Raw genomic sequence first — 21,346 nt, 5'->3', positions numbered from 1 at the left:
TCTGCGTGGAAGGAACTCATGTCCCAGCTTCCGCCCACCTCGGCGTTCGCACCGACGCCCGACCCGCTCACCCCCGATCGGGACATCACCCACGCCCACTTCCAGGCCGGTGACACTGTCGTCGTCCTGAAGGGGATGGCTGGCGGAGAACTGTGGGGCGATGCGATGCGCGTCGTGGCCCCGTCCTGGCACACCCCGACCGACGAGGACGGCTGGCGGCTGCGTGATGCGACCGGCGGCGCCCAGTCCTACGTCACCGCCCACCCCCGCTACCTCGTGCACCTCTCGCGCCGCTGCCCGGACTGCCTGATCTACCTGCGCGCCATGGAGGATGCCCTCTTTACGCGGTTCGCCGACCGCGACGAGCTGATCGACTGCGGCTGGTACACCACCACCGCCCTGGGCCAGCTCGTGCACATCGCGGACATCCGGAGTGGCCGATGACTTCCCCCACGCACCGTCCCGGCCGTTCCGCCGCGCTCGACAGAGCCAGGGCCCGAGCCACCGCATCTCCGGTCGATTCTTCCTGGCCGCTTCACCTGGCCGAAGACCTCCGCGACATCGAGGCCGACTGGAGAACTTCGGCCGAGGTGTGCGCGGATGCTGCCTGGGCGGCACGGTCGGCCGGCCACAGCGTCCTGGCCCTGCTGTCCCCGCAGGACGTCACCGCAATGGGCCTTGACCCGATCACCGCCCGCACCTTGGCTCATCTGTACCTGAGCGCCCTGCGGTTCGACTTCCGCTGCCCCACCCTCCAACGCCTCGTCGAACAACTCGCGGAAACCGCGCGTCAGCCGCTGGACTGCTACACCCGGGCCTTGTACGCCTTCGCGCTGCTGGGCCAGTCCCGCCCGGAGGGCCTGGCGGTCATGGACGAGGTCCTCGCGGAGGCCGGGCAGCACACCAAGACCCTGCACGTCCTGCTGCACGGGCTGTGGCTCGGCCAGGACCTGGACCACGGCGCGGAGCGTCTCCTGGCCCTCAGCTCCCGTCCGGCCCTCGCCACCGGCAGCGACCCGATCGTCCTCTTCCGCGTGGCGGGTGCCCTGCGCCGGCTGGGCCGGTACGACGAAGGGCTGGGCGCCATCGACAGGGCGATCGACTGTCTCCCGCCGGGGGACACCTCGGTGCACGCCGACCTGGTCCGCGAGCGCTCCCTGCTCTGCATAGCCCGCGACCTTCATCAGCATCGGCCGCCCACCCGCACGTCGAGCGGGGTGCCGTCATGATCCCCCGCCTGCACGCGCGGACCCACTCGCCGCGCGACCCGCTCGCCGAGGCACTCGGGCGGCCCCTTTCCCCGAACGAGGGTCTGACGGAGTACACCATCGTCGCCCACTGGCCGGACCTGGACCACTACACCGCCAACGACGAGCAGAGAACCTGGACATCCGTTCAGTGGGCCGAGCACCTCGAAGATCCCTACCTGGAGCATCCGTTCACTGCTAGTGCGGACGACGACCGACGGGCGATCCTCCATCTCGACATCCGCCTCCACCCGGACGACCGGGAGCTGACCGGTCCCGAGTGGGCCGAAACCGCTCACCGGTTCGCGCGAGCCGCCGGTATCGAGATACCCGGCGCCGCGGAGCACGGCTGGCGGTGGATCGCCGTCCAGGCACAGCCCGGGCGCCTGGACCTGATCGCCAACCTGATCCACCTCGACGGCACCTGGCGCACCCCGCCCTCAGACATACTGCGGCGCCGGACCCGCGACACGCCCCGCTGTCCGTACGGCGCCCACCGCATCCGCGCAGTTCGCGAGCGTCCTTACGCAGCTCGCCGACGAGCAGGCCGGCCCGCTGGCCACGGTCCGCGGACTGATCGAGCACACCGCTCACCGCATCGCCCGCCAGCCCGGAGCCGCCAGCACCGAAGCGGCACACGGTCTGGAGCTGATCGCCCGCCGGCTCCACGCGATCCAGCAGGACCTGGACACCACCGCGGACCACCTGGTCCGCCGGTCCCGGATCGCCGCCGCACCGCCCGTAGCCCGGCACACCGCCCACAGATCTCCGTAGGAGCAACGCCTTCTTGCCCCATACCGACCGCTTCCTGGACATCCGCCGCGACTCGCACTCCAGCGAACTCCTCGCACGCGGCGGCGACTTGGAGGCACACAGCATTCTCCAGCGCGCGGGATTCATCGCGGTCGTCCGCCTCCACGAGACCTACCACCGCGCCCCCGCCGGCCTCACCGAGGACGACGAGTCCCGTCTCGCCACCGATGCCGTAGCGCGCCTGCGGGCTGCCGGATACCACGTCGACTGCGACGAACCGTTCGACACCGACGCCCGCCCCGCCCGCTATCCCACGCTCGGTACCTCGGTCTCCCACCTCGCCGAACGCCTGCGCGAAGCCACCGACACCGCCGAGGCAGCCGACATCCTCACCGAACTCACCGCGCCCCACGACGGCATCCTCGCCGGGCTGGAGGAAACCCTCGGCGCCCTGGCGGAGTTCTTCGACGGACTCGGCAACGCGACCGATCCGCACACCGCCCGGCGCCTGCGCTACCTCGCCGACGAATACGTCCACGTCATCCACTCCGACCTCGCGTACACCCGCGAACGGCTGGCCGACCGGCACGCCCCTCACCCCGGCCGCCGCCCCTGCGCCGAGCAGGTTCCCGACCACGAGCCCGAACGCTCCGCCGTGTGCACCTGCCCACCCCCGCCGCGTGCACTGCCGGCCCCGGCACCGCCGCCCGTCGGTGCCACCCGCCTGCGCCGCTGAGCCCCTGCAACTGCCCAAGGACACCATGCACGACCACGACACCTCCGAGCGCCTCGCCTCCTACGCCGACGTCCTCGCCGGTGAACTCCCCGACACCTGGACCAGCACGCACCTGACGGCCGACGCCAAAGACGACCTCGCCGAACTCTCCGACCGGATCTGGGACCTGGACCTGGCCGCCGCCTCCCTCGCCGAGCACCCGCTGACGCAGGCAGCCGTCCTCAGCCGCCCCGACGGCGCACAGCTCGCCCTCCTGGACCGGCACGACGGACGCGACGGCTTCCTCATCGCCGCCGTCGCCCCGCGCGCCCTGCCCGACGAGGCGTACCGGGCCGTCCCCGAGCCCAACGGCATCGCCCTGGCAGACGACCCGTTCCTGAGTGCCGAGCAAGTCGCCGGCGATCTGCTCGCCCGCTACGACCGCGCGCTCGCCCAGGTCCGGCACAACGCCCTCGGCGGCATCCAGCCCTCCCAGCCGGACCGGATCGTCCTGACCTGGCAGCCGGACGGCAGCGTCGCCGCCGCCCCCGCCGACGACCGGGCCGGCACGATCCTCATCGCCCACGGCTTTATCCAGGACCCGCAGAGCGGCATCTACCGCCTGGGTGGTGACGACACCCAGGTCCAGGCCCGCGCCCTGCGCGAGATCGGCCCGCAGCTCGACGCACTCGGCATCGGCACTGCCCTCCAGCACCCCGCAGCCCGAACCGCGCCCACCTCCGCCCCGGCATCCATGCCGCCGGTACCGGCCGGCACCCGTACGCCAGCCACCAGGTCTCGGTGAAGCAGGCGGAGGCCAACCTCGGTCTCCCCGCCTTGCTCCTGACCGGTCGACGAAGCCACCTACCGGCACCGGCGCGCTCCGCACCGGCCCGCCGTACCCCGTAAGACGCCCGGGCGGCCCCGGCACCCCGCCGGGGCCGCCTAGCACACCGCCCGACTCCCGGAGAAACCCGTAGCACCCCGCACACCCCCACCGATCAGCAACCGGCTCAAGCCCCGACTCGCCACGGCCCTCTTCCGCCGCTATCTGCGCGCCTGCATTCCGACCGGACCCGACCACGCCTCCCCGCTGGCCGGCGCCCGCCCGGAGGCCGTCCTCGCCGAGGCACAGCGCGTCGGGCGGCGCCACCACCACTGACCGTCCACCGCCCCGGAGGAGCATGTCCCACCCCGCCCCCTATCCGTTGAGACTGGCCGACGAGATCACCCGCCAGCTCGGCCAGCTCGCCGACCACCTCTCGCAGCTTCCCCCGTCCCAGGCCGCGCAGGTCATCGCCCGCGTTCTCGACCCGGACGTCGGAGTTCTCGGCGGCGTCACTCACCTCGTCGCCACCGGAAGCGTGTTCGCCAAGGACCAGGCAGAGCGCGGCGCGCTTCCCGCGGAGGTGTGGCTCGCTCTGGGCCGTGCCTCGAACGAACTGCACGACATCACCCTCGACCTGGACGAACACAAGGACACCCTCCAGCGCGTCGGCGCCCAGCCCGCCACCAGCGCGGCGAAGCGCCCAGTGCCCGCACCGCTCGTGGTCCGGCGGCGCCGGTGAAGAAGAAGCAGTGGCAGGGCTGGGGGCCCGGCGAGCAGGCCGAGCAGCACTACCTCGTCCAGCCCCGTGCCCTGGCCGGCGGCGGCGACGTCCGGCACGTCTCGGAGTTCCTGCGCGCCTCGGGCTGGCGGGACAAGTCCAAGACCGGCGGCCCCTTGTTCATGGAGAGCCCGGACCGCACCGTCCGCGTCGCCTACGACCCCTACGTCCTTCCCGGCGGCTGGACCATCCACGGCCGGGCGGACGGGGCGAACGGTGAGTGGTCGGCGCACCTGGGCCGGCAGGCCCCGGTGGAGATCGTCGCCGGCCTGACCGACGCCCTCACCCGTCCCCGCTCTGCACACGCCCCCAACGTCTGGGCTCCGCTGCAGGAGCAGAACTGGCATACACGTTTCGAGGGCGAGAACTACGTGGCGGCCAGCCCCGATGGCACCGCCTGGATGCAGTACCGCCAGAACCCCGACGGGGCGGCGATGTGGTGGAGCGGAGCGCAGGACAAGCAGGGCAACGGCTGGACGGCCCACTTCACGCCGAACACCCCGATGCACCTGGTGCAAGCCTTCTCCACCGAACTCGCCAGCCCCGACCCCGTGATGCGCCCGCGCGGACGCGTCCCGATGAGCGCGCAGATCCGCACCTGGTCGGTCTCCGTCAGGCCCTCCCAACTCAGCGCCTGGCAGCAGGCCCGCATCACGGCCGCCCGTGCCGCCACGTGGGCCCGCAACAGCGCCCGAAGCGCCCGGCCGCGCACCACCGCCCGTCCCCACGCCGCCGCCGGCGGCGCACGAACCCGCCGCTGACCACGACACCCACCACCCCGAGGAGCCCCGTGCCCGCACTCACCCCGGACACCATCCGCGCCGCGACCGACACCCTCTGCCGCCTCACCGAATACCTGCGCGAGAACCCCGACCCCCAGGAGGCGCTCGCCCTCGTCGAGCCCCTCCTCGACGAATACACCGGCCTGCCCATCCAGCTCGGCGACACCCTGCGCGCCCTCGCCCGCGCCGTACAGAGCCACCCGAACACCCCGCGCAGCGAGAGGATCAGCGATCTGGTCACCGAGCTGCGTGCCGCAGCGTGGGTGCAGACCGACCAGTACATGCTCCACTACGTCCTGGACGAGCTGCGCAAGGTGATCGTCAGCGCGGCCTCGAGTGAGCCGGGGTGCGGTCGGTGCCGCTGAGCGAACGGCAGCTCGCCGCCTTCGCCGACAAGCACGCCTGGCGGATCCCCTTCGACACCAGCCCCCGCCACCTCGCCGGCCCCGGGGATGCCCGCCACGTCACCCACGGCCTGGCCGCCGCCGGATGGAGCGCCGTCTCCGACCCTTTGAGCGCCGAGATCGTCCTGCGCAGTCCCGACCTTCGCCGCAGCCTCCAGTTCGACCCGCAGACCGCCACCTCTGCGTGGTGGCGGCTGCGGGCCGAGCCCACCGACACCGAGCCCGGCTGGTACGCCGAGTTCGGTGAACTCGTGCCCGCCGAGGTCCTCGCCGGCTTCACCGACGCCCTCATCGCCTTGCCGCCACAGCAGCAGGATCCGTGGCAGCCGGTGACCGCGGCGGGCTGGCACCGCGACTCGGACGGTACGGCGCGCTCGCCGGACTCCATGTGCCACATCGAACTGCGCCCGCTGAGCGAATTCAGTGGCCGCTCGTCCTGGCACGTTGAGACCTGCGAGCCCGGCGACGGGCAGTTCCCCGGCCCGCGCATCTGGCACGCCTACTTCGACGAGGCCGTCCCCGCCCACCTCGTCGGATCGTTCCTCACCGCGCTGGCCGACCGCAGCCCGCTCCAGCGCGGCATGTACGACCGCACCGGCCACTACAGCGCCGTACAGGAGCCCAGCCCGCTGCGCCCGCAGCAGGTGGTCGACGCCCACACCGCCCGTATCGAATCGCTCCGCGCCCGAGCACGCTCCGCCCGCCGGCAGCAGACGAAACCCGCACCGACCCCGGCGCAGGCCCACACCGTCCAGCCGGCCGCCCGCCGCTGAACCGACAGGACCCCTTTCCCATTTCCGCCGATCACCGCGCACACCGCGCCCTCCTCCGTCACCTCGACCATTACGTGAGCGACAGCAAGAAGATCCTCGACGCCTGGGACGCCTACTCCGACGAGCACACCGACCTCGACGGCTGGCCCTACGACGACCACGCCTACGGAAGGCGCGCGAGCCAGCGCGACGCCGACACCGCCGAGGCGTTCGAGCCGCTCCGTTACGGCGCCCGTCACCTGCTGGCCACGGCCGAGACTCAACTGGCCCAGTTGCCGGAGCACAGCGTGCAGGGCCGCTGGGTCTACCAGTTGGGCGTCCTGCGCGACGCCCTCGACCGGCTCGACGAACTGCACGAGCAATGGCTGGTCACCCGCGACGCCCTTCCCACTAACGCCAAGCCCGGCACCCCGGACTTCGACGACGCACTCGCCGCCCATCACGCCGAATCGTGGAGCTACCTCGACGACTGGGCCACCCACGGCAAGGCACTCCGCGAGATCAACACGGCTGCCCGCAAAGCCCCTTCAGCCCTCGCCCCCATACCGGCCCCGGCCACCGCGCCCGACCGGCGAGCCGCGGCACGGAAGTGAGCATGCCCCCAACCCCCGAGACCGTCGAGGTCGACTTCATCACGCCACGCCACCTGGCCGGCAGCGGTGACCCCGCATGGATCACCGTCCCCCTGCACCGCGCATGCGGCTGGAGCCACGGCAACGACCCCCTGATGCCCCGCGTCCTGCTCTCCAGCCCGGACCAGAAGGCCCTCCTGCGCCTGGAACCCGACCCCGACGCACAGTGGTGGACCCTCAACCATGCGGCGGAGGCGGACCATCCCGCCTGGTACGCGAGTTTCGGCGCCCGCACCCCGGTCGAACTCATCGCCGCCTTCACCGACGCCCTCACCGACCCCGCCCCCGCCGCGAGCACACCCTCGGATCCGTACGAACCGCTCCGGCAGAGCGCGTGGCAGCCCCCGGCCATCGGGGCTGACGGCCTCGTGTCGCCCGACGGAACGGCCTACGTGCAGCGCCTGGGAACCGTGCAGGAGCCGGGAGCCTGGTTCGTCACCGCCTCCCTCGGCCCGGATCGAGACCCGGTGTGGCAGGCCCGCTTCGGCGAACGCACCCCTGCACGACTGGTCGCCGCGTTCACCGCCTCCCTGGTCGATCCGCACCCCGTAGCGCGTACCGGCAGCCTGCGCAGTCTTCCGACCCGCGGCCCGGGCGTCGTCACCCGCCGCACGACGGACGTCCTCGCCGTGCACGTCGCCGGTGCCCTGGAAGAACGCGTCCGCTCCCTCGCGGCGCGCCGCACCGTCCCGCCGACGACTCCAGGCCCGCCGCGCCAGCCGCCGGCCAGGAACAGTCGCAGCCGCTGAATCCCCGCCGCCGCCCGGAAGGCTCGTAACTCTTTGCCCCCCACCTCCTCCAACAGTTCCACCGACGGGTACGACATCGTCCTGCGCCTCCTGATCGGCGTCGCTGCCGTCGTCGTCCCCCTCTCCCACCTCGCCTGGCTTTCCGGCAACATCACCGCCTACCTCACCGGAGCTGGCTGGGCGCCGTACCAGCCGACCAACGCCCTGCTCCACCCCGAGCAGGTCTGGCCCCACGCGGGAGAAACGTCCCTGCTGATCAGTGCCCGCATCGTCCCGGTCGTCCTGCTCCTGGCCCTCGGGACAGTGGCGGGCGTGCTGTGGGCTCAGCACAAGAACCGCAGCGGCGGCCGGAAGAAGAAGATCACCGGCATGGCCAAGGCACGGGACATCGAACCGCTGATGGCCAAGGCGATCACCGACAAGGCCCGCTCCCTGCGCCCGAGCCTGAAGGACGCCAAGCACATCGAGGCCCGGGACACCGGCATCCTCCTCGGCAACCTGCAGGGCACCAAGCACGAGATCCGCATGGGCTACGAGGACGTGGCCGTCGCCATCATGGCGCCCCGCTCGGGCAAGACCACCTCGCTCGCGATCCCCTCCATCCTCGCCGCGCCCGGCCCGGTCCTGCTGACCTCGAACAAGGCCGCCGGCGACGCCTACACCGCCACCCTCGACGCCCGCGCCGCGGTGGGACGGGTGTGGTCGATGGACCCGCAGCAGATCGCGCACGCCGCACGCGAGATGTGGTGGAACCCCCTGGCGGACGCCAAGACCCTCGACGGCGCCGGGCGGCTGGCCGGCCACTTCCTCGCCGCCTCCGTGGACGCCTCCCAGCAGGGCGACTTCTGGTCCAAGGCCGGATCCAACATCCTCGCCCAGTTGTTCCTCGCCGCCGCGCTGGACGAGCGGCCGATCACCGACGTCATGCAGTGGCTGGCCTTCCCCGCCGACCGCACCCCGCTCGACATCCTGCGCGACCACGGATTCACCGCCGTCGCCGCCCAGCTCAAGGGCACCGTGGAAGGCCCGCCGGAAACCCGGGACGGCATCTACGAAACCGCCCGCCAGTACGCCGCCGCGCTGCTCAACAGCGAGATCGCCGCCTGGGTCACCCCGCAGAAGAACGTCCCGGAGTTCAGGCCGTCCGAGTTCGTCACCTCCACCGACACCCTGTATCTGCTGTCCAAGGACGGCGGAGGCGGAGCCTCGGCGCTGATCGCGGCGTGCGCGGATTCGGTGATGCGGGCCGCGACCGCGCAGGCCGAACGCGCCGGCGGACGCCTCGACCCGCCCATGCTCGCGATCCTCGACGAGGCCGCCAACGTGTGCAAGATCTCCGACCTTCCGGACCTGTACTCGCACCTTGGGTCGCGCGGGATCATCCCGATCACGATCCTGCAGTCCTACCGCCAGGGCCAGAAGGTCTGGGGGGACGCCGGCATGGACGCCATGTGGTCCGCCTCGACCGTCAAGGTCATCGGCTCCGGTATCGACGACCCCGATTTCGCTGACAAGCTGTCCCGCCTGATCGGCGACCACGACGTCGAGACCACCTCGACCTCGCACTCCGAGTCCGGCAAGTCGACCTCGGTGTCGATGCGACAGCAGCGGATCCTGCCCGCCGACGAGATCCGCGCCCTGCCCAAGGGCACGGCGCTCTGCTTCGCCACCGGTATGCGCGCCGCCATGCTCGACCTGCGCCCGTGGTACCGGGAGCCCGGCGCGGAGGAGCTGTCCGCGGCGTCCGACCGCGCGTCGCAGGCGATCACCGCCCGCGCGATCGCGAAGCACGCGCCGACACAGTCCGACTTCGGCAAGGCCGTGTGAGCGGCGCCCCGCTGCACCTGGTGCCGGTCCGCTCACGCCAGGCGAAGGACTTCGTGCGGACCTGGCACCGCCACCACCCACCGCCCGCGGGACAGATCTTCGCCGTCGGTGCCGCCGACGAGACCGGCATCCTGCGCGCCGTCGCCATCGTCGGGCGGCCCGTGGCCCGCCACCTCGACGACGGCGCCACCCTCGAAGTCACCCGGACCGCCAGCGACGGTACCCGCAACGCCAACTCCCTGCTGTACGGGGCGTCGTGGCGTGCGACGAAGGCCCTCGGGTACCGGCGCCTGATCACCTTCACCCAGGAGGGCGAGAGCGGCGCGTCCCTGCGCGGCGCGGGCTGGCGTCTGATCGCCAGCCGCCCGCCACGGGCCGGCTGGCACACCCCCTCCCGGCCCCGGACCGGCCACGGCAACGACCACGTCGCCCGCTTTCTGTGGCAAGCCCCCTGAACCTGGAGCCGACCTGTACACCTACGACCCCCGCGACCTCGAAGACATGTCTGCGCGCCAAGCCGTGGACGCCGTGACCGCGGACATCCGCGACCACCCCATCACCGCGGACGGCACCGGCCTGTTCAACGTCATACGGCACATCGACCTGCTGTGCCACCTCGCTGCCCGCATGGCCGCCGACGCCGAGTACCGGCTCGCTCCGAACATCACCGACCTACCGCCCCCCGCGACCCTCGGCGCGAGCGCCGGCCACCTCGGGCGAGCCATCGCCCACTACACCCAGACCCTCGCCCCGCTCATCACCCTCACCACCACAGCGCAGGACACGCTCCAGCAAAAGCTCGACTCGCTCGACCACCACAGCCACCTACGGACCCACCTCGACGACGCCGGCCGGGCCCTGGACGCCGCCCGCACAGCACTGGAAGTGCGGCCCCCCGCTGCTCCGAACGCGCCGACCCCAGCCCCGGTCCACACCCCGGCCGTTCGGCGGCGAGCATGACGACACCCCCCGCAGAGGGCCTCCTCTTCCACGTGGCCGCCCCGCCGACACCGGTCGAGCGCCTGATGCTGCTCGCGGACCAATACGTGCAGCACAACGACATGCTCGACCGGCTTCTGCGAGCCGAGGCGCAGTCGGAGCCCGACGCTCACGTCGTCTCCGCACAGCAACTCGCCGCCACGACCCGCACCGCCATCAAAGCGGTCACCGACGAACGCTTCTTTCGATGTCACGACCTGTCGGACGCGGTGGTCCGCCTCCAGCAACTCGCCTTCCTGAGCAGGGCCTCCGCGGACCAGCGGCTCCCGGTGGCCCGGACTCTGACCGCCTTGGCACCTGAAGCGGCCATGGGCTGTGCCGAAACTCTCGCCTACGAGATCCGACGGCGACGTGGCAGTGCCAGCGAGGCTCCGGACCACCCGCTTACCGCCACGCAGCGCAGCGCCTTGTGGGAGATCGCCTGCGGGAACGTCGTGGCGACCAGCTCTCTGGGGCGGCAGTACGTTCACTACCGCGACGAGCGCGTGCTCATCGGCACACTGCGGACGCTGGAGGCGAAGGGGCTCGCGGAACGCGTCCCGAAGTCCGCGTCCTCCGCCTACGTGGGCGGACCGCTCCAAGACCGAGTCCGTCTCACCCGCGCCGGCACCACCGCCCTGGCCGACGCCATCAGCAGCCCGCCGGCCAGCAGAGCACCCGCCACGACACCCGCACCCGCACCCGCACCCGCACCCACCGCCGCGAAGACGGCCACCCGCAGCCGTTGACCGATCCTCCGGAGCTGCACCAGCCGGCACCCGTCCCGGCCTGCAGCCCGCCGACCCCCTGGACCACCGTGTCTCTTCTGGACTTCCCCGATGTATTCATCGGGTCCACCGACGACGGACACACGTTCGTCATCCTCAACCGCCGCATCCGCGACGCCGACCAGCTGCTGACCGAGGCCGGATTCCTCCCCCGCGAGCACCTCGGCCGCCGGCTCTACCTCCTGTCACCGGGCACCACGCAGGACGCACACGAGTGCGCCGGAATCGCGATGTACGGCCTCCTGGCGCACACCCACGACCTCGTCGACCTTTCCTGGACGACACGCTGGAGCCCCGACCATCCGGCAGTCGCCCCCGACCTGCACTTCCACTTCGGTGACGGCACCGTTGCCGTGACCGCCGCGACCACCACCGCCGGGACCCTGTTGGAGCAGCACGGCTTCACCCCCACGGCGGGCGGCTCGTCCTACCGCCCGCCGGACGGCCTGGACGAGCGCGGGCTACTCGGCGCAGTCACGGCTGCCGAGACGCACGCATACGCCCACGGTCTCAGCACACGCGTCCACCTCGGCATCGCCACACCATCCGACATCCCCGCCAGCGCCCGCCGCCCCGCGACTGCCACCACCGGCTCAGTGACCGCGCCGGCGGTCCGTCGCCGCACCCGCTGACCACCCTCGAAGCCGCCATCACCGCCGTTCGATTGGAGCTACCACGTCCTCCGACTCCCCAACCGCGCATGATCTGGCCCGCGCCCTCGCCGAACAGCTCCACCCAGGTGCCGCTCCGCGAGACGTGACCGTCAGCTTCAGCGCCCGCCGCCAAGCCCCCATCGAGTACCGCGACCGCGGTCGGGGCGGACCCGTGACGGTCTACGCCCAGTCACTGCACGCCGCCCTCTACGGCCTTCCCGCGGACAACGCGCCGCTGCCTGCCGCCCTGGACGCGCTCCTGCAGGCCACGCACACCGCGACCGCCCCCGAGCGGAAGACTGCCGTCCTGCGGCAGGCCGCCGAACAGCTCCGCAATGCCGCCGAGATCACCCAGCGCTACCAGTACCGAGCGCAATGGGACCGGCTCCCCGACGACGTCGCCCAGCAGCTCCATGACTCCCACAACCAGGCGCAGCAGATCGCCCAGGCCCTCGACCGCGTGGCTCCCGCCTTCAGCAGCCCGCCCAGCGCAGATCCCGCGCCCGGCGCGCACCGCCAGGGCCACCAGAGCGCCGCTGCCCCGGCGACCACCCCGATTCCACCGGCCGGACGCCGCCGCTGACCCGCCAGCGACAGTACGCCGCCGGGAAAGGCTCCACCCTGGCCACCGCCGACCCCCTGCACACCCTCCTCACTCAACCCCGTTGCGCGCTCGGCGTGTTCGTCCCCGCCGGCCTGCACCAGCCAACCGCCGAGCGTCGTCACCTCGACCAGCTCGCGCAAGCAGGTGCCGACCTGTTCGAGGTCGGCCTGGCTGCCGAACACGCCGGCCTGGACGGTCCCGTCATCCGCGCCGCCTATGAACGCGCCCTTCGACGCGGACACGTCCTCGACCGCACCCTGAGCGCTGTCGAGCACGCCGCCCGCCTGCGGCCGACCGTCGTCATGACCTACTGGGAACCCGTCAGCCGACACGGCCCCGAGAACCTGGCCCACCTGTTCGCCGACGCCGGCGCTGTCGGCGTGATGGTCGTCGACCTACCTGCCCACCAGGAGACCAGCTGGCACGAGACCGCGCAGGACGCGGGCCTTCACGGTCCACGGCTCATCCCACGCACCGCCCCCGACACCGACCTCCCGGCCGCAGTCACCCACGCGTCCGGATGGCTCTACGCGCCCGCCAGCACGGCGCCCACCGGCTACCGCGGCCCGCTGGACATTCCCGCGCTCGCCGCCTTCACCCAGCGCCTGCACGCCGCGAGCCCACTGCCGGTGGTCTCGGGCGTGGGGATCTCCACCCCTGACCTCGCCGCGCGCGTGGCCCCGCTGGTGGACGCCGTCGTCATCGGCACGCCCATCGCCCACGCCCTGCTCACCGACCCCGGGCAGGCCCCCGCGCTGACCGCCGCATTCAACCGGGCCCTGAACCCGCGCCCCCTCACGGAGACCCGTGCCTGACCGCTTCACCCCCGCTCGGACCCTTGACCGGATCACGGCCGACGCGCTGAGCCTGCGCCGGGCTCTGCGCGCCCGCCCCGTCACCCACGCGCACACGCTGGCCGTGCGGATCACCGACGCTCAGCAACTCGCCGGCACCGCCTTGCGACTCTTCCTCGACTTCGCCCAGCACGCGTCACAGCCCTCGCCCACGGACCTGCTGCTCCTCGACCGCGTCGCGCAGATCGCCAGAGCCGCCCAGGACGCGAGCGCCGAACTGACCGCAGCCCTGGCCCGCGCCGTGGAGAACCGGCGGCGACACGTTGGCACCGCATCAGGACGGGTCGTCCTATCCGGCCCGTCACCGCAGCAGTACATCGATTCGGCCGTCGACCTCCTCGACCGCATCCCTGCCCTCTCTGACGCCATATCCCGCGACCAGCAGCTCACCCCCGACCGCTGACCCACTGGCCGCATTAAGAGCGGGCCCCATTTCCCCACGATCAGGACAGACCATTTCAGATCAGCCCCGATTCCGCGCCCTTTCTCTTGGTGCGGGAGTTCAATCCAGCACCCTGCTCGCCCTGTCAGCCGAGGGCATCCTCCCGAAGGTCGACTACGCGATTTTCGCCGACACCGGGTGGGAACCCGAAGCGGTTTACACCCACCTTGACCGCATGGAGGAGGAGATAGCCAAGCCCGCCGGAATACCGGTCCTGCGGGTGTCCTCCGGGAACATCCGCAACGACGCACTGAACCCTGATCACCGTTTCGCGTCCATGCCCCTCCATATCCTCAACAAGGACGGGCGCCCGGGAATGACCCGAAGGCAGTGCACGGGCGAATATAAGGTAAAGCCGATAAAGCAGAAGGTGCGCGAGCTGCTCGGTTACCCCTACCCTCTGCACATCCCCAAGGGAACGTTCGTCGAACAATGGGTGGGAATCTCGACCGATGAATTCCACCGCGCCAAGGACGCCGACGTCAAATACATGCGTAACCGGCATCCCCTTCTCGACCTGTCCTGGAGCAGGTCCGACTGCGTCCGCTACCTTACCTCGCTCGGTCTTGCCGATACACCGAAATCGAGTTGCCTGGGCTGCCCTTTCCACGGAAATGCGCAGTGGAGGCATATCAGGGACACGTCCCCGTCCGAGTGGGCGGATGTCGTCGAATTCGACGCGGCTATCCGGAAGGGCAATGCCCGCGCCAACGCTGCGGGCAGCCGCCTGCTCGGCGAGGCTTTTCTGCACCGTTCGCGCGTCCCGCTGAGCGAGGCGCCGATCGACCACGTCACCCGGGCGGAGCGGGCCACCCTGCAAATCAGCGCGGACGAGGCCGACGTACTGGAGAACGGCGTCGAGGACGGCTGCTCGCCCTGGGCGTGCCGCGGCGACGCCGACACGCTGACGCAGGACGACTTCGGGCTGGCCACGTGATACTCGACCTCTTCGCGGGGCCGGGCGGCTGGAGCAGGGCACTGCATGTCCTCGGCGTACGCGACGTCGGGCTGGAATGGGACCAGTGGGCGTGCAAGTCCCGCTCCGCAGCCGGGCAGTTGACCATCCGCACCGACGTGGCCATGTATCCGACCTGGCCCTTCGTCGGCCGCACCCGCGGCGTGATCGCTTCCCCGCCGTGCCAGGCGTGGAGCATGGCCGGCAAGCGCCTCGGCCTGCTCGACCAGCCACTGGTGCACGCGGCGGTCGAGGACCTGGCCGCCGGCCGCGACACCCGCGAACGCCTCCTGGCCGCGTGCCGCGACGAGCGCTCCCTGCTCGCAGCCGAGCCGATGCGCTACCTGTACGCCCTGAACACCGTCGACGAGCCCGACTGGATCGCCATGGAGGAAGTACCGGACGTCCTGCCCCTGTGGAAGCAGTACGCGGCCGTCCTTCGCGGCTGGGGGTTCTCCGTCTGGTACGGGATCCTCAACGCCGCCGACTTCGGCGTCCCGCAGACCAGGCGGCGAGCGATCCTCCTCGCATCCCGCGTCCGCACCGCGCAGCCACCCACGCCCACGCACGCCCAACTCGCCGAACCGGAATCGCTGTTCGGTCCGGGCCGTGCCCGCTGGGTCAGCATGGCCGAGGCCCTCGGATGGGGCGCGACCGACCGGCCCGTTCCCACCGTCTGCGCAGGCGGCGGGCCCGGCGGCGGCCCCGAACCGTTTCCGTCGGGCTCCCGCAAGACCCTGTCCGACGCCCGGGAGCGCGGCACCTGGATGCCCCGGCCGGACGGAGTGGTCCTCAAGCCCCGGCGCGAAAGCGCGGGATGGGCGGCCCGACACGGCACACGCGAGAACCGGGCCGCCGACGCTCCAGCTCCGACATTCACCGCCGAGGCCCACCGCTGGTCCTGGTCCCTGCGCAGCAACAACCAGGCCAACGCCACCGTCCGGCCCCTGTCCGAGCCGGCTGGCACGCTGTTCTTCGGGCACCGCGCCAACGAGTGCACCTGGATCGCCGAACCCGCCTCACCGCCGGCCAAGGACGCCGACGCGCCCGCGGTTCCCGAGCCGATCCGGATCACCGCCCGCGAGGCCGGCCTTCTGCAGACCTTCCCCGCCGACTACCCCTGGGCCGGAAACAAGGGCCAGCAGTTCTCCCAGATCGGCAACGCCGTACCGCCATTGCTCGCCGGCCACCTCCTCGCCCCGCACCTCGGCGTCACCCTCGACCCGAACGACTTCACCCTCGCCGCCTAATGCCCCACGCCCCCGAACCCCTCGAAGACGACCTCGACGCCATCGCACCACCCCAGCCGGTGTTCCACGTCGAGCAAGCCCTCCTCGGCGCCCTCCTCCTCGCCCCGCACCGTCTGGATGACGTGACCGGCATCACCGCAGACTCGTTCTCCACCGCCGCGCACGCCGCCCTGTACACCGCGATCACCAGCCTGCCGCGGCCTGAACCCGCCGAGCACGCGAAGAACACCAAGTGGCTCGACCGCGTCCTCGCCACGGGCCGGGAGCAGGCGCGCGGGCTGACCGCCTCCTACATACACACACTCGTCCAGGTCTGCCCCTGGCCCAGCCACGCCCCCGCCTATGCCCGGATGGTCGAGGCGGAGCACGCCCGCCGCCGCCTGCAGACGGCCGCCGAACGCCTCGTCCACACCGTCCACGACGTCTCCCTCCCGCACCCCGTCCAGACGGTACTCACCGAGGCCGACGCGCTCGCCGCGGTCGTGGACGACATCGCCAACCGCTTCCCGCCGCGCGCAGGCGTGCTGCCCCGCACCACGGCGCCGCCGCCGCCCGCCGCACAAGACCCCGCAGAGGCTGTCGAGGAGGAGCAGATCCTGCTCGCCACGGCCACGGCCTACCCCTCCGACATCGACGCCGTCCGGTGGCTGCTCCCCGAGGACCTCACCCTGCCGCTGCACGCCGGCCTGTGGCAGTGCCTGACCGGCCTTGCCCGCCGCCGCGAGCCCGTCGACCCCGTCACGGTCCTGTGGGAGGCCCAGCAGCGCGGCGTGCTGGACGACGGCAGTGAACCGGGCGAGGTGCTCCGTCTGCTGGCCGAACCGGCCGGTTCGGTCGAGCACTGGGGCGAGAGGGCCCTGCAGCGTTCCCTCCTGGTCACGGCCGAGCGCACCGGCCGACGTATAGAGGCGTACGCCGGTGACCCGGCGAACACCCCGTTCCAGCTCGTCGTCGGCGCCCGCCGCGCCCTCGCCGACATCGCCGCCGTCCGCACCCGCTGGCACGCCACCGGATCCGCACCGCCGCAGCGGCGGCGACCAGCGGCCACCACCCGCGCCGGCCCGCCGACCACCACGGTCGCGCACGCCGCCCGGTCCACACGAGCAACCCGATAGCCCCGCGTACGCCGGTGGCCGGACCCGAGGGTCCGGCCACCGGCTGAAGAGACGAGACCCCACGTGACTCCCGCCATCGACGCCCACGTCCGCTTCGACACCCACCCCACTCACCCGAGCGCCGTCACCGCCGTCCTGACCGGCACGCAGGCCCGCGTCGCCCTCATGGCTCTGGAGGCTGCCGACTGGAGCGTCGCCGCCACCAACGTCCTGGTCCTGGCCCGCATCGATCACGAGGAGCCCTACTGGGCCGACGACGCAGCAAAGCACCTGATCGCCGAAGGCATCACCGTCGAGATCACCTCGCGGCTCCAGGAAGCCATCAACGAGGAATGGACCTGGGCGAACTATCCGATGCCGTGGTGCACCCGCAGCGAAATCCGCGAGGTCTCCAATCAAGCGCAGAAGATCCACGACGACATCCGCCACGGCCAGCTTCTCATCCACGCCCACGCCCACGATGGCCACACCACCGTCGCGGTCGGCACCTACCTCCACCGGAGCGGCAAGTCCGTCTACCTACATGGCGAGGATCACCTGCGTCAGATCGCCGACACCTTCGACTCACCCGCGGAGGCACTGATGGCCTTCGAAAGTGTCCACGCGGCCGAGATGCGCCCCGGACCGGCGCCCCTGACCGACACCGAACGCGCCGCCATCGAAGCGCGCTCCGTCTTCGACGTCACCACGGCCCAGTCCGAACCTTCCCGCCCGGAGCCGGAGACCGTCCCCGTCTACCTGGCCGATGCAGGAGATCACGACGCGCTCCTCGACGCCTTCCTCGACACGCACGGTGAGTTCGAACGGTGGCGGACCTGGTCGGATGACACGACCCACGCCATCCATGAGTCGCAGACCCTGCGCATCGAGCGCGTCCACGAAACGCCTGCCCACGAGACCGCCTGGACCGTGGCCGCCTACGAGACACCCGTCTCCGACCGCATGTGGGTCCTCTCCGCGACCGGCGCTACCCCCGCCCCGGTGCTGCAGGATCTGCTGATCCACCTCGCCGACGGCGACGGCTGGGACACGGCCATTGGCGCCCCGGTGGACGAGAAGATGGTCACCGCGGCCACGCGGCCCCTCGCCAACGCGGGATGGAAGGACAGCGCGGAAGGGCTCAAGTTCCGCTGGACATCCCCCGACGGGAACGCGGGCATCCAGTTCGACGCCTTCGCCGCACAGCACCCGAATCAAAACCTGGCCACCTGGACCATCTGGGCCGGTCCCGGTCCGGACCGGCCCACCTGGGCCATCACCGCGTCCCCGCACACCCCGAGTTCACTGCTGACGGGCCTCTCCGAGATCCTCGCCCACCAGACCTGCACGCGCCAGGCGCAGCCGGGGCGCGAGCAGAGGACCCGCCTCGCCGCCAGTGCGCCAGCACCTCCCGTGGCCACCGCCAGCCGCCGTTCACGTTGATCACCGGCTCACACGAGCGGGGCAACATAGCGCGGGATCGCCGGTTGGCCAAACCGGCGATCCCGCGCACCATAGAAGTCCACCGCCCCCCTGCCCGGACGTCGAAAGGCCGCCGCCCACGACCGCAGACACGACACGAAGCGCAGCCCGCCACGAAACGGGCGGCGCCCCATCGGATCATGCCGCCGCGTAGCTCGCCCGGAACAGATCCTGAGCCCGCTCCACGTCCGTCGGCGTACGGAGCTGGACCTCCAGGTCGCCCGTCCCGTGGTGACCGAGACCGGACACGTCCCGGGTGAAGCCCGGAACGAGGTCGACGTCCTTCGGGTCGACCTTCAGGTAGACCAGCAGCTTGCTGCGCTGCGGCGGGCACAGGCAGGCGAAGTTCCGCAGCCGCTGGTACGCCCGGTAGGTCTTGCGCTCTATCCGGTTCACGCCGTCCCCGAGCCCGAGCAGGACCTCGTCGACCGCGCACGCCAACTCCACCATCGCCGCACCCTGTACGTCGGCCACCGCCCGGGCAACCGGCTTGGGCCGTGTTCGGCGGGCCACCTGCATGCCGCCGCTCACGGAGGCCACGGTCTCAAGCCCGAGCAGGTCGCTGCCGAAGAGTCGGTAGCGGACCAAATCGATTGAGCGCCGGTGCTCGCGCACGGCATGCACGTCGTAGCGGGTGAAGTCGCCGGCGATGCAGATCAGGCGCGGGCCGCTCCACAGGACCTGGAACGCGGCCGTCACCCCGAGCCGCTCGCGGACCAGGTGCTCGAACTCAGCCCGGTGGTCCATCAGCCAGGCCAGGTAGAAAAGACCCTGATTGATCACGCCGGCATCCGTGCCGCGCTTGTACTCGACGATGACCGGCGATCCGTTCTCGTCCAGCCCGAGCGAGTCGATCCGGCCCCCGTGCACCGCTCCCGTGCTGTACTCGCTCGCCAGGAACCGGACGCCCAGCAGCGTCTCCATGTGCAACTCGACGAGACCCTGCACATCGGCCTCGATCTCAGCAAGACGCGGCATGACCTCAGCCATGCCGCCATTCGTCGTGTCCGTGCGGAACAGCTTCAGGCCCGACACCTTCCCCTCCTCGGCTCGGAGATCACCAACGCCGATGAGGTGCGGGATTGTTTCCGCGAGAGGCTTCGGGGCGTGAAGATAATGTGAGATCCTACGTGCTGCCCGATCGGGGAGCGCTTGCGTCCCCCGGTCACCGGGAATCCGCGATTCCCCCATGCGTCCCCCGCGACCTGGGGGCAGCGCCCGGAAGCTGCGTTTTCGCAGGTCAGCCCCCGTAGCTCAGTGGATAGAGCACGTGCCTTCTAAGCGCCGAAGATCCCCGGTTGGAGCCGGAAGAAAGCCGCGCGGCTCATTGCTGAGCTTCACGAGTTTGGACAACGGCCCCCGCGGCAGTCGCCCAGACAGGCTGTCATCCGACCTCTGTCCAGCCGTCGAACGAAAGCATCGCTCCGTCCCTTCATGCCTTCTGCTCGCCCACGAACCCACCTGTGGCGACATCACCCCCAGCGATCGAGCTCACACCTGGCGGCATGGTTCCCTCGAGAACTCCGGCAGGCAGAACACGCCCTACTGACGAAGGCACAACGTCTCGCGCACGAGGCAACGAGACGGAACGAACTCGGCACTGAACGTCGCCGTCTTGAGATGATCGCGTTGGGCTGTGCGTGATCGACTCAGAGAGAGGTTGCCGGAGTGCTCAAAGACTCCTCCTTGAGGGGCTACTTGTTGGAAGAGTCGCTGGCCTGGCTGCTGCGCTCCAGCGGTTACCGGCTGCTCGTCCACGAGGACCAGGACCCTGTCGAGCTGGTGAGCGAGGGTGACACTCTCCGGGTCCGCGGGCGGGGAGCCCTCCACCAGGTCGACGTGCTCGGGGAGTTCACCTTCACTCCGGCGTTTTCCATGCCCGTGCGACTGTTCCTGGAGGCGAAGTACGAGCAGAAGCGCTGCGGCCTGGACAAGGTGCGCAACGCCCATGGCGTGGTGCACGACGTGAACGAGAACTTCATGACGGGCCCGGGAACACGACCGCGCCAGCGGTACAAGTACTCGTACGCCCTCTTCTCAGCGAGCGGATTCACCCCGGACGCCCAGAAGTACGCGCTCGCCCACCAGATCTCCCTGGTAGACCTGTCCGGTGCTTCCTTCGTCTGGCTGCTCGGCCACATCGGAACCACCGCACAGAGCCTGTACAAGGCACAGCAGCACTTGCCCGAGAAGACCCCCTTCCCGGTGAACTGGATGCGTACGGAGCTGCGGCGGGCGCTGGGAACCTCCCCACTGCATCTGCTGCCGCAGCCCGTCGTGCCCGTCGGGAAGTTCATACAGGCGGCCGCTGCCGCGCTGTCCGAGTTTGCTGAAGCCTTGTGTGGGCGCAGCGCTGTGGAGTTGCTGCTCGGCTTCCCTTCCGCGCCTTTCGTCCTGCCGCTCGCGACGGATGACCACCAGAGGTTTCTGGAGTACACGGAGGCCAGGCCGGACCACGCCGTGCGGATCAAGCGGCGAGGCGTGGGTACCGCTGCGGAGTGGACGCTGTCGCCCGCGGACGCGGTCGGCGCCTATGAGCTGGCCTTCAAGCTCCCAGAGCACATCGAGGAGTGGATCAGTGGGGTCGACGCGAAGGAACGCCGCCGCACCGCCGAGGTCAAGGAGCAGTTCCTGTCGACGATCACGCTCTACCGCGTGAACGGCGCAGGTGTACGCACCTATCAGCTGCGCTATGAGGCGAGTTCGCTTTCCCGGGCCGGGGTTCTCCTGGCGTAGACGCCCCGGTTCCGGTGCCGT

General features: G+C 71.0%; 24 protein-coding genes. 23 read left to right on the top strand and 1 reads right to left on the bottom strand.

What is annotated here, in order from left to right:
- Nucleotides 1-18 precede the first annotated feature (18 nt).
- From ASC56_RS34075 to ASC56_RS33965, 22 genes are all read left to right on the top strand, one after another.
- Nucleotides 19-444, top strand: a complete 426-nt coding sequence (locus ASC56_RS34075) for a hypothetical protein (protein ID WP_055495473.1) — start codon at nt 19-21, stop codon at nt 442-444.
- On the top strand, nt 441-1,229 hold the full coding sequence (locus ASC56_RS34070; RefSeq protein WP_055495472.1) for a hypothetical protein: 789 nt from the start codon (nt 441-443) through the stop codon (nt 1,227-1,229). The genes ASC56_RS34075 and ASC56_RS34070 overlap by 4 nt, the downstream gene beginning before the upstream one ends.
- Before the next feature lie 805 nt (nt 1,230-2,034).
- Entirely contained in the window at nt 2,035-2,736 is a 702-nt protein-coding gene (locus ASC56_RS34060; protein WP_055495470.1) for a hypothetical protein, read from the top strand.
- 25 nt (nt 2,737-2,761) lie between these two features.
- The gene (locus ASC56_RS34055; RefSeq protein ID WP_055495510.1) at nt 2,762-3,520 is read left to right on the top strand and encodes a hypothetical protein; all 759 of its coding nucleotides are present in this window, start codon (nt 2,762-2,764) and stop codon (nt 3,518-3,520) included.
- A 379-nt stretch (nt 3,521-3,899) separates the two neighbouring features.
- Nucleotides 3,900-4,283: a hypothetical protein gene (locus tag ASC56_RS34050; RefSeq protein ID WP_055495469.1), complete on the top strand. Its 384-nt coding sequence runs from the start codon at nt 3,900-3,902 to the stop codon at nt 4,281-4,283.
- A complete protein-coding gene (locus ASC56_RS34045) occupies nt 4,280-5,083 on the top strand; it encodes a DUF317 domain-containing protein (RefSeq protein WP_055495468.1) in 804 nt (267 codons plus the stop codon). Before ASC56_RS34050 ends, ASC56_RS34045 begins: the two co-directional genes overlap by 4 nt.
- Before the next feature lie 29 nt (nt 5,084-5,112).
- Nucleotides 5,113-5,469 (top strand): hypothetical protein, encoded by a 357-nt coding sequence (locus ASC56_RS34040; protein WP_055495467.1) that lies wholly within the window; start codon nt 5,113-5,115, stop codon nt 5,467-5,469.
- Nucleotides 5,460-6,281 (top strand): DUF317 domain-containing protein, encoded by an 822-nt coding sequence (locus tag ASC56_RS34035; protein ID WP_055495509.1) that lies wholly within the window; start codon nt 5,460-5,462, stop codon nt 6,279-6,281. Before ASC56_RS34040 ends, ASC56_RS34035 begins: the two co-directional genes overlap by 10 nt.
- Before the next feature lie 74 nt (nt 6,282-6,355).
- Nucleotides 6,356-6,874, top strand: a complete 519-nt coding sequence (locus tag ASC56_RS34030) for a hypothetical protein (RefSeq protein WP_199836146.1) — start codon at nt 6,356-6,358, stop codon at nt 6,872-6,874.
- 2 nt (nt 6,875-6,876) lie between these two features.
- On the top strand, nt 6,877-7,662 hold the full coding sequence (locus ASC56_RS34025; RefSeq protein ID WP_055495465.1) for a DUF317 domain-containing protein: 786 nt from the start codon (nt 6,877-6,879) through the stop codon (nt 7,660-7,662).
- Between the two features lie 33 nt (nt 7,663-7,695).
- Complete coding sequence (locus ASC56_RS34020; RefSeq protein WP_055495464.1) at nt 7,696-9,489, top strand: type IV secretory system conjugative DNA transfer family protein; 1,794 nt, start codon at nt 7,696-7,698, stop codon at nt 9,487-9,489.
- Nucleotides 9,486-9,944: an XF1762 family protein gene (locus tag ASC56_RS34015; protein ID WP_079102896.1), complete on the top strand. Its 459-nt coding sequence runs from the start codon at nt 9,486-9,488 to the stop codon at nt 9,942-9,944. Before ASC56_RS34020 ends, ASC56_RS34015 begins: the two co-directional genes overlap by 4 nt.
- A 46-nt stretch (nt 9,945-9,990) precedes the next feature.
- Nucleotides 9,991-10,449, top strand: a complete 459-nt coding sequence (locus ASC56_RS34010; protein WP_055495463.1) for a hypothetical protein — start codon at nt 9,991-9,993, stop codon at nt 10,447-10,449.
- On the top strand, nt 10,446-11,216 hold the full coding sequence (locus ASC56_RS34005) for a hypothetical protein (protein WP_055495462.1): 771 nt from the start codon (nt 10,446-10,448) through the stop codon (nt 11,214-11,216). The genes ASC56_RS34010 and ASC56_RS34005 overlap by 4 nt, the downstream gene beginning before the upstream one ends.
- Complete coding sequence (locus ASC56_RS34000; protein ID WP_234377189.1) at nt 11,213-11,887, top strand: hypothetical protein; 675 nt, start codon at nt 11,213-11,215, stop codon at nt 11,885-11,887. The genes ASC56_RS34005 and ASC56_RS34000 overlap by 4 nt, the downstream gene beginning before the upstream one ends.
- 124 nt (nt 11,888-12,011) lie before the next feature.
- Nucleotides 12,012-12,491, top strand: a complete 480-nt coding sequence (locus tag ASC56_RS33995) for a hypothetical protein (protein ID WP_055495461.1) — start codon at nt 12,012-12,014, stop codon at nt 12,489-12,491.
- A gap of 38 nt (nt 12,492-12,529) precedes the next feature.
- Entirely contained in the window at nt 12,530-13,327 is a 798-nt protein-coding gene (gene trpA, locus ASC56_RS33990) for a tryptophan synthase subunit alpha (RefSeq protein WP_371330407.1), read from the top strand.
- On the top strand, nt 13,320-13,769 hold the full coding sequence (locus ASC56_RS33985; RefSeq protein WP_055495459.1) for a hypothetical protein: 450 nt from the start codon (nt 13,320-13,322) through the stop codon (nt 13,767-13,769). The genes trpA and ASC56_RS33985 overlap by 8 nt, the downstream gene beginning before the upstream one ends.
- A 112-nt stretch (nt 13,770-13,881) precedes the next feature.
- The gene (locus ASC56_RS33980) at nt 13,882-14,745 is read left to right on the top strand and encodes a hypothetical protein (RefSeq protein WP_199836149.1); all 864 of its coding nucleotides are present in this window, start codon (nt 13,882-13,884) and stop codon (nt 14,743-14,745) included.
- Nucleotides 14,742-16,013, top strand: coding sequence for a DNA cytosine methyltransferase (locus ASC56_RS33975; protein ID WP_055495458.1), 1,272 nt, complete (start codon nt 14,742-14,744; stop codon nt 16,011-16,013). Before ASC56_RS33980 ends, ASC56_RS33975 begins: the two co-directional genes overlap by 4 nt.
- Nucleotides 16,013-17,128 carry a DnaB-like helicase N-terminal domain-containing protein gene (locus tag ASC56_RS33970; RefSeq protein WP_079102894.1) on the top strand — a complete coding sequence of 372 codons (1,116 nt, stop codon included), beginning with the start codon at nt 16,013-16,015 and terminating at the stop codon, nt 17,126-17,128. Before ASC56_RS33975 ends, ASC56_RS33970 begins: the two co-directional genes overlap by 1 nt.
- A gap of 63 nt (nt 17,129-17,191) precedes the next feature.
- Nucleotides 17,192-18,550 carry a DUF317 domain-containing protein gene (locus ASC56_RS33965; RefSeq protein ID WP_055495457.1) on the top strand — a complete coding sequence of 453 codons (1,359 nt, stop codon included), beginning with the start codon at nt 17,192-17,194 and terminating at the stop codon, nt 18,548-18,550.
- Between the two features lie 177 nt (nt 18,551-18,727).
- Here the strand turns inward: ASC56_RS33965 and ASC56_RS33960 are convergent, their stop codons facing one another.
- A complete protein-coding gene (locus tag ASC56_RS33960) occupies nt 18,728-19,624 on the bottom strand; it encodes a DUF5655 domain-containing protein (RefSeq protein ID WP_055495456.1) in 897 nt (298 codons plus the stop codon).
- Between the two features lie 666 nt (nt 19,625-20,290).
- Here ASC56_RS33960 and ASC56_RS33955 point away from each other — a divergent pair.
- On the top strand, nt 20,291-21,325 hold the full coding sequence (locus ASC56_RS33955; protein WP_234377188.1) for a restriction endonuclease: 1,035 nt from the start codon (nt 20,291-20,293) through the stop codon (nt 21,323-21,325).
- Nucleotides 21,326-21,346 lie beyond the last annotated feature (21 nt).

The sequence above is a fragment of the Streptomyces sp. TP-A0356 genome (assembly GCF_001417775.1).
GTDB lineage: Bacteria > Actinomycetota > Actinomycetes > Streptomycetales > Streptomycetaceae > Streptomyces.
This window is presented reverse-complemented; position numbering and strand designations above follow the sequence as displayed.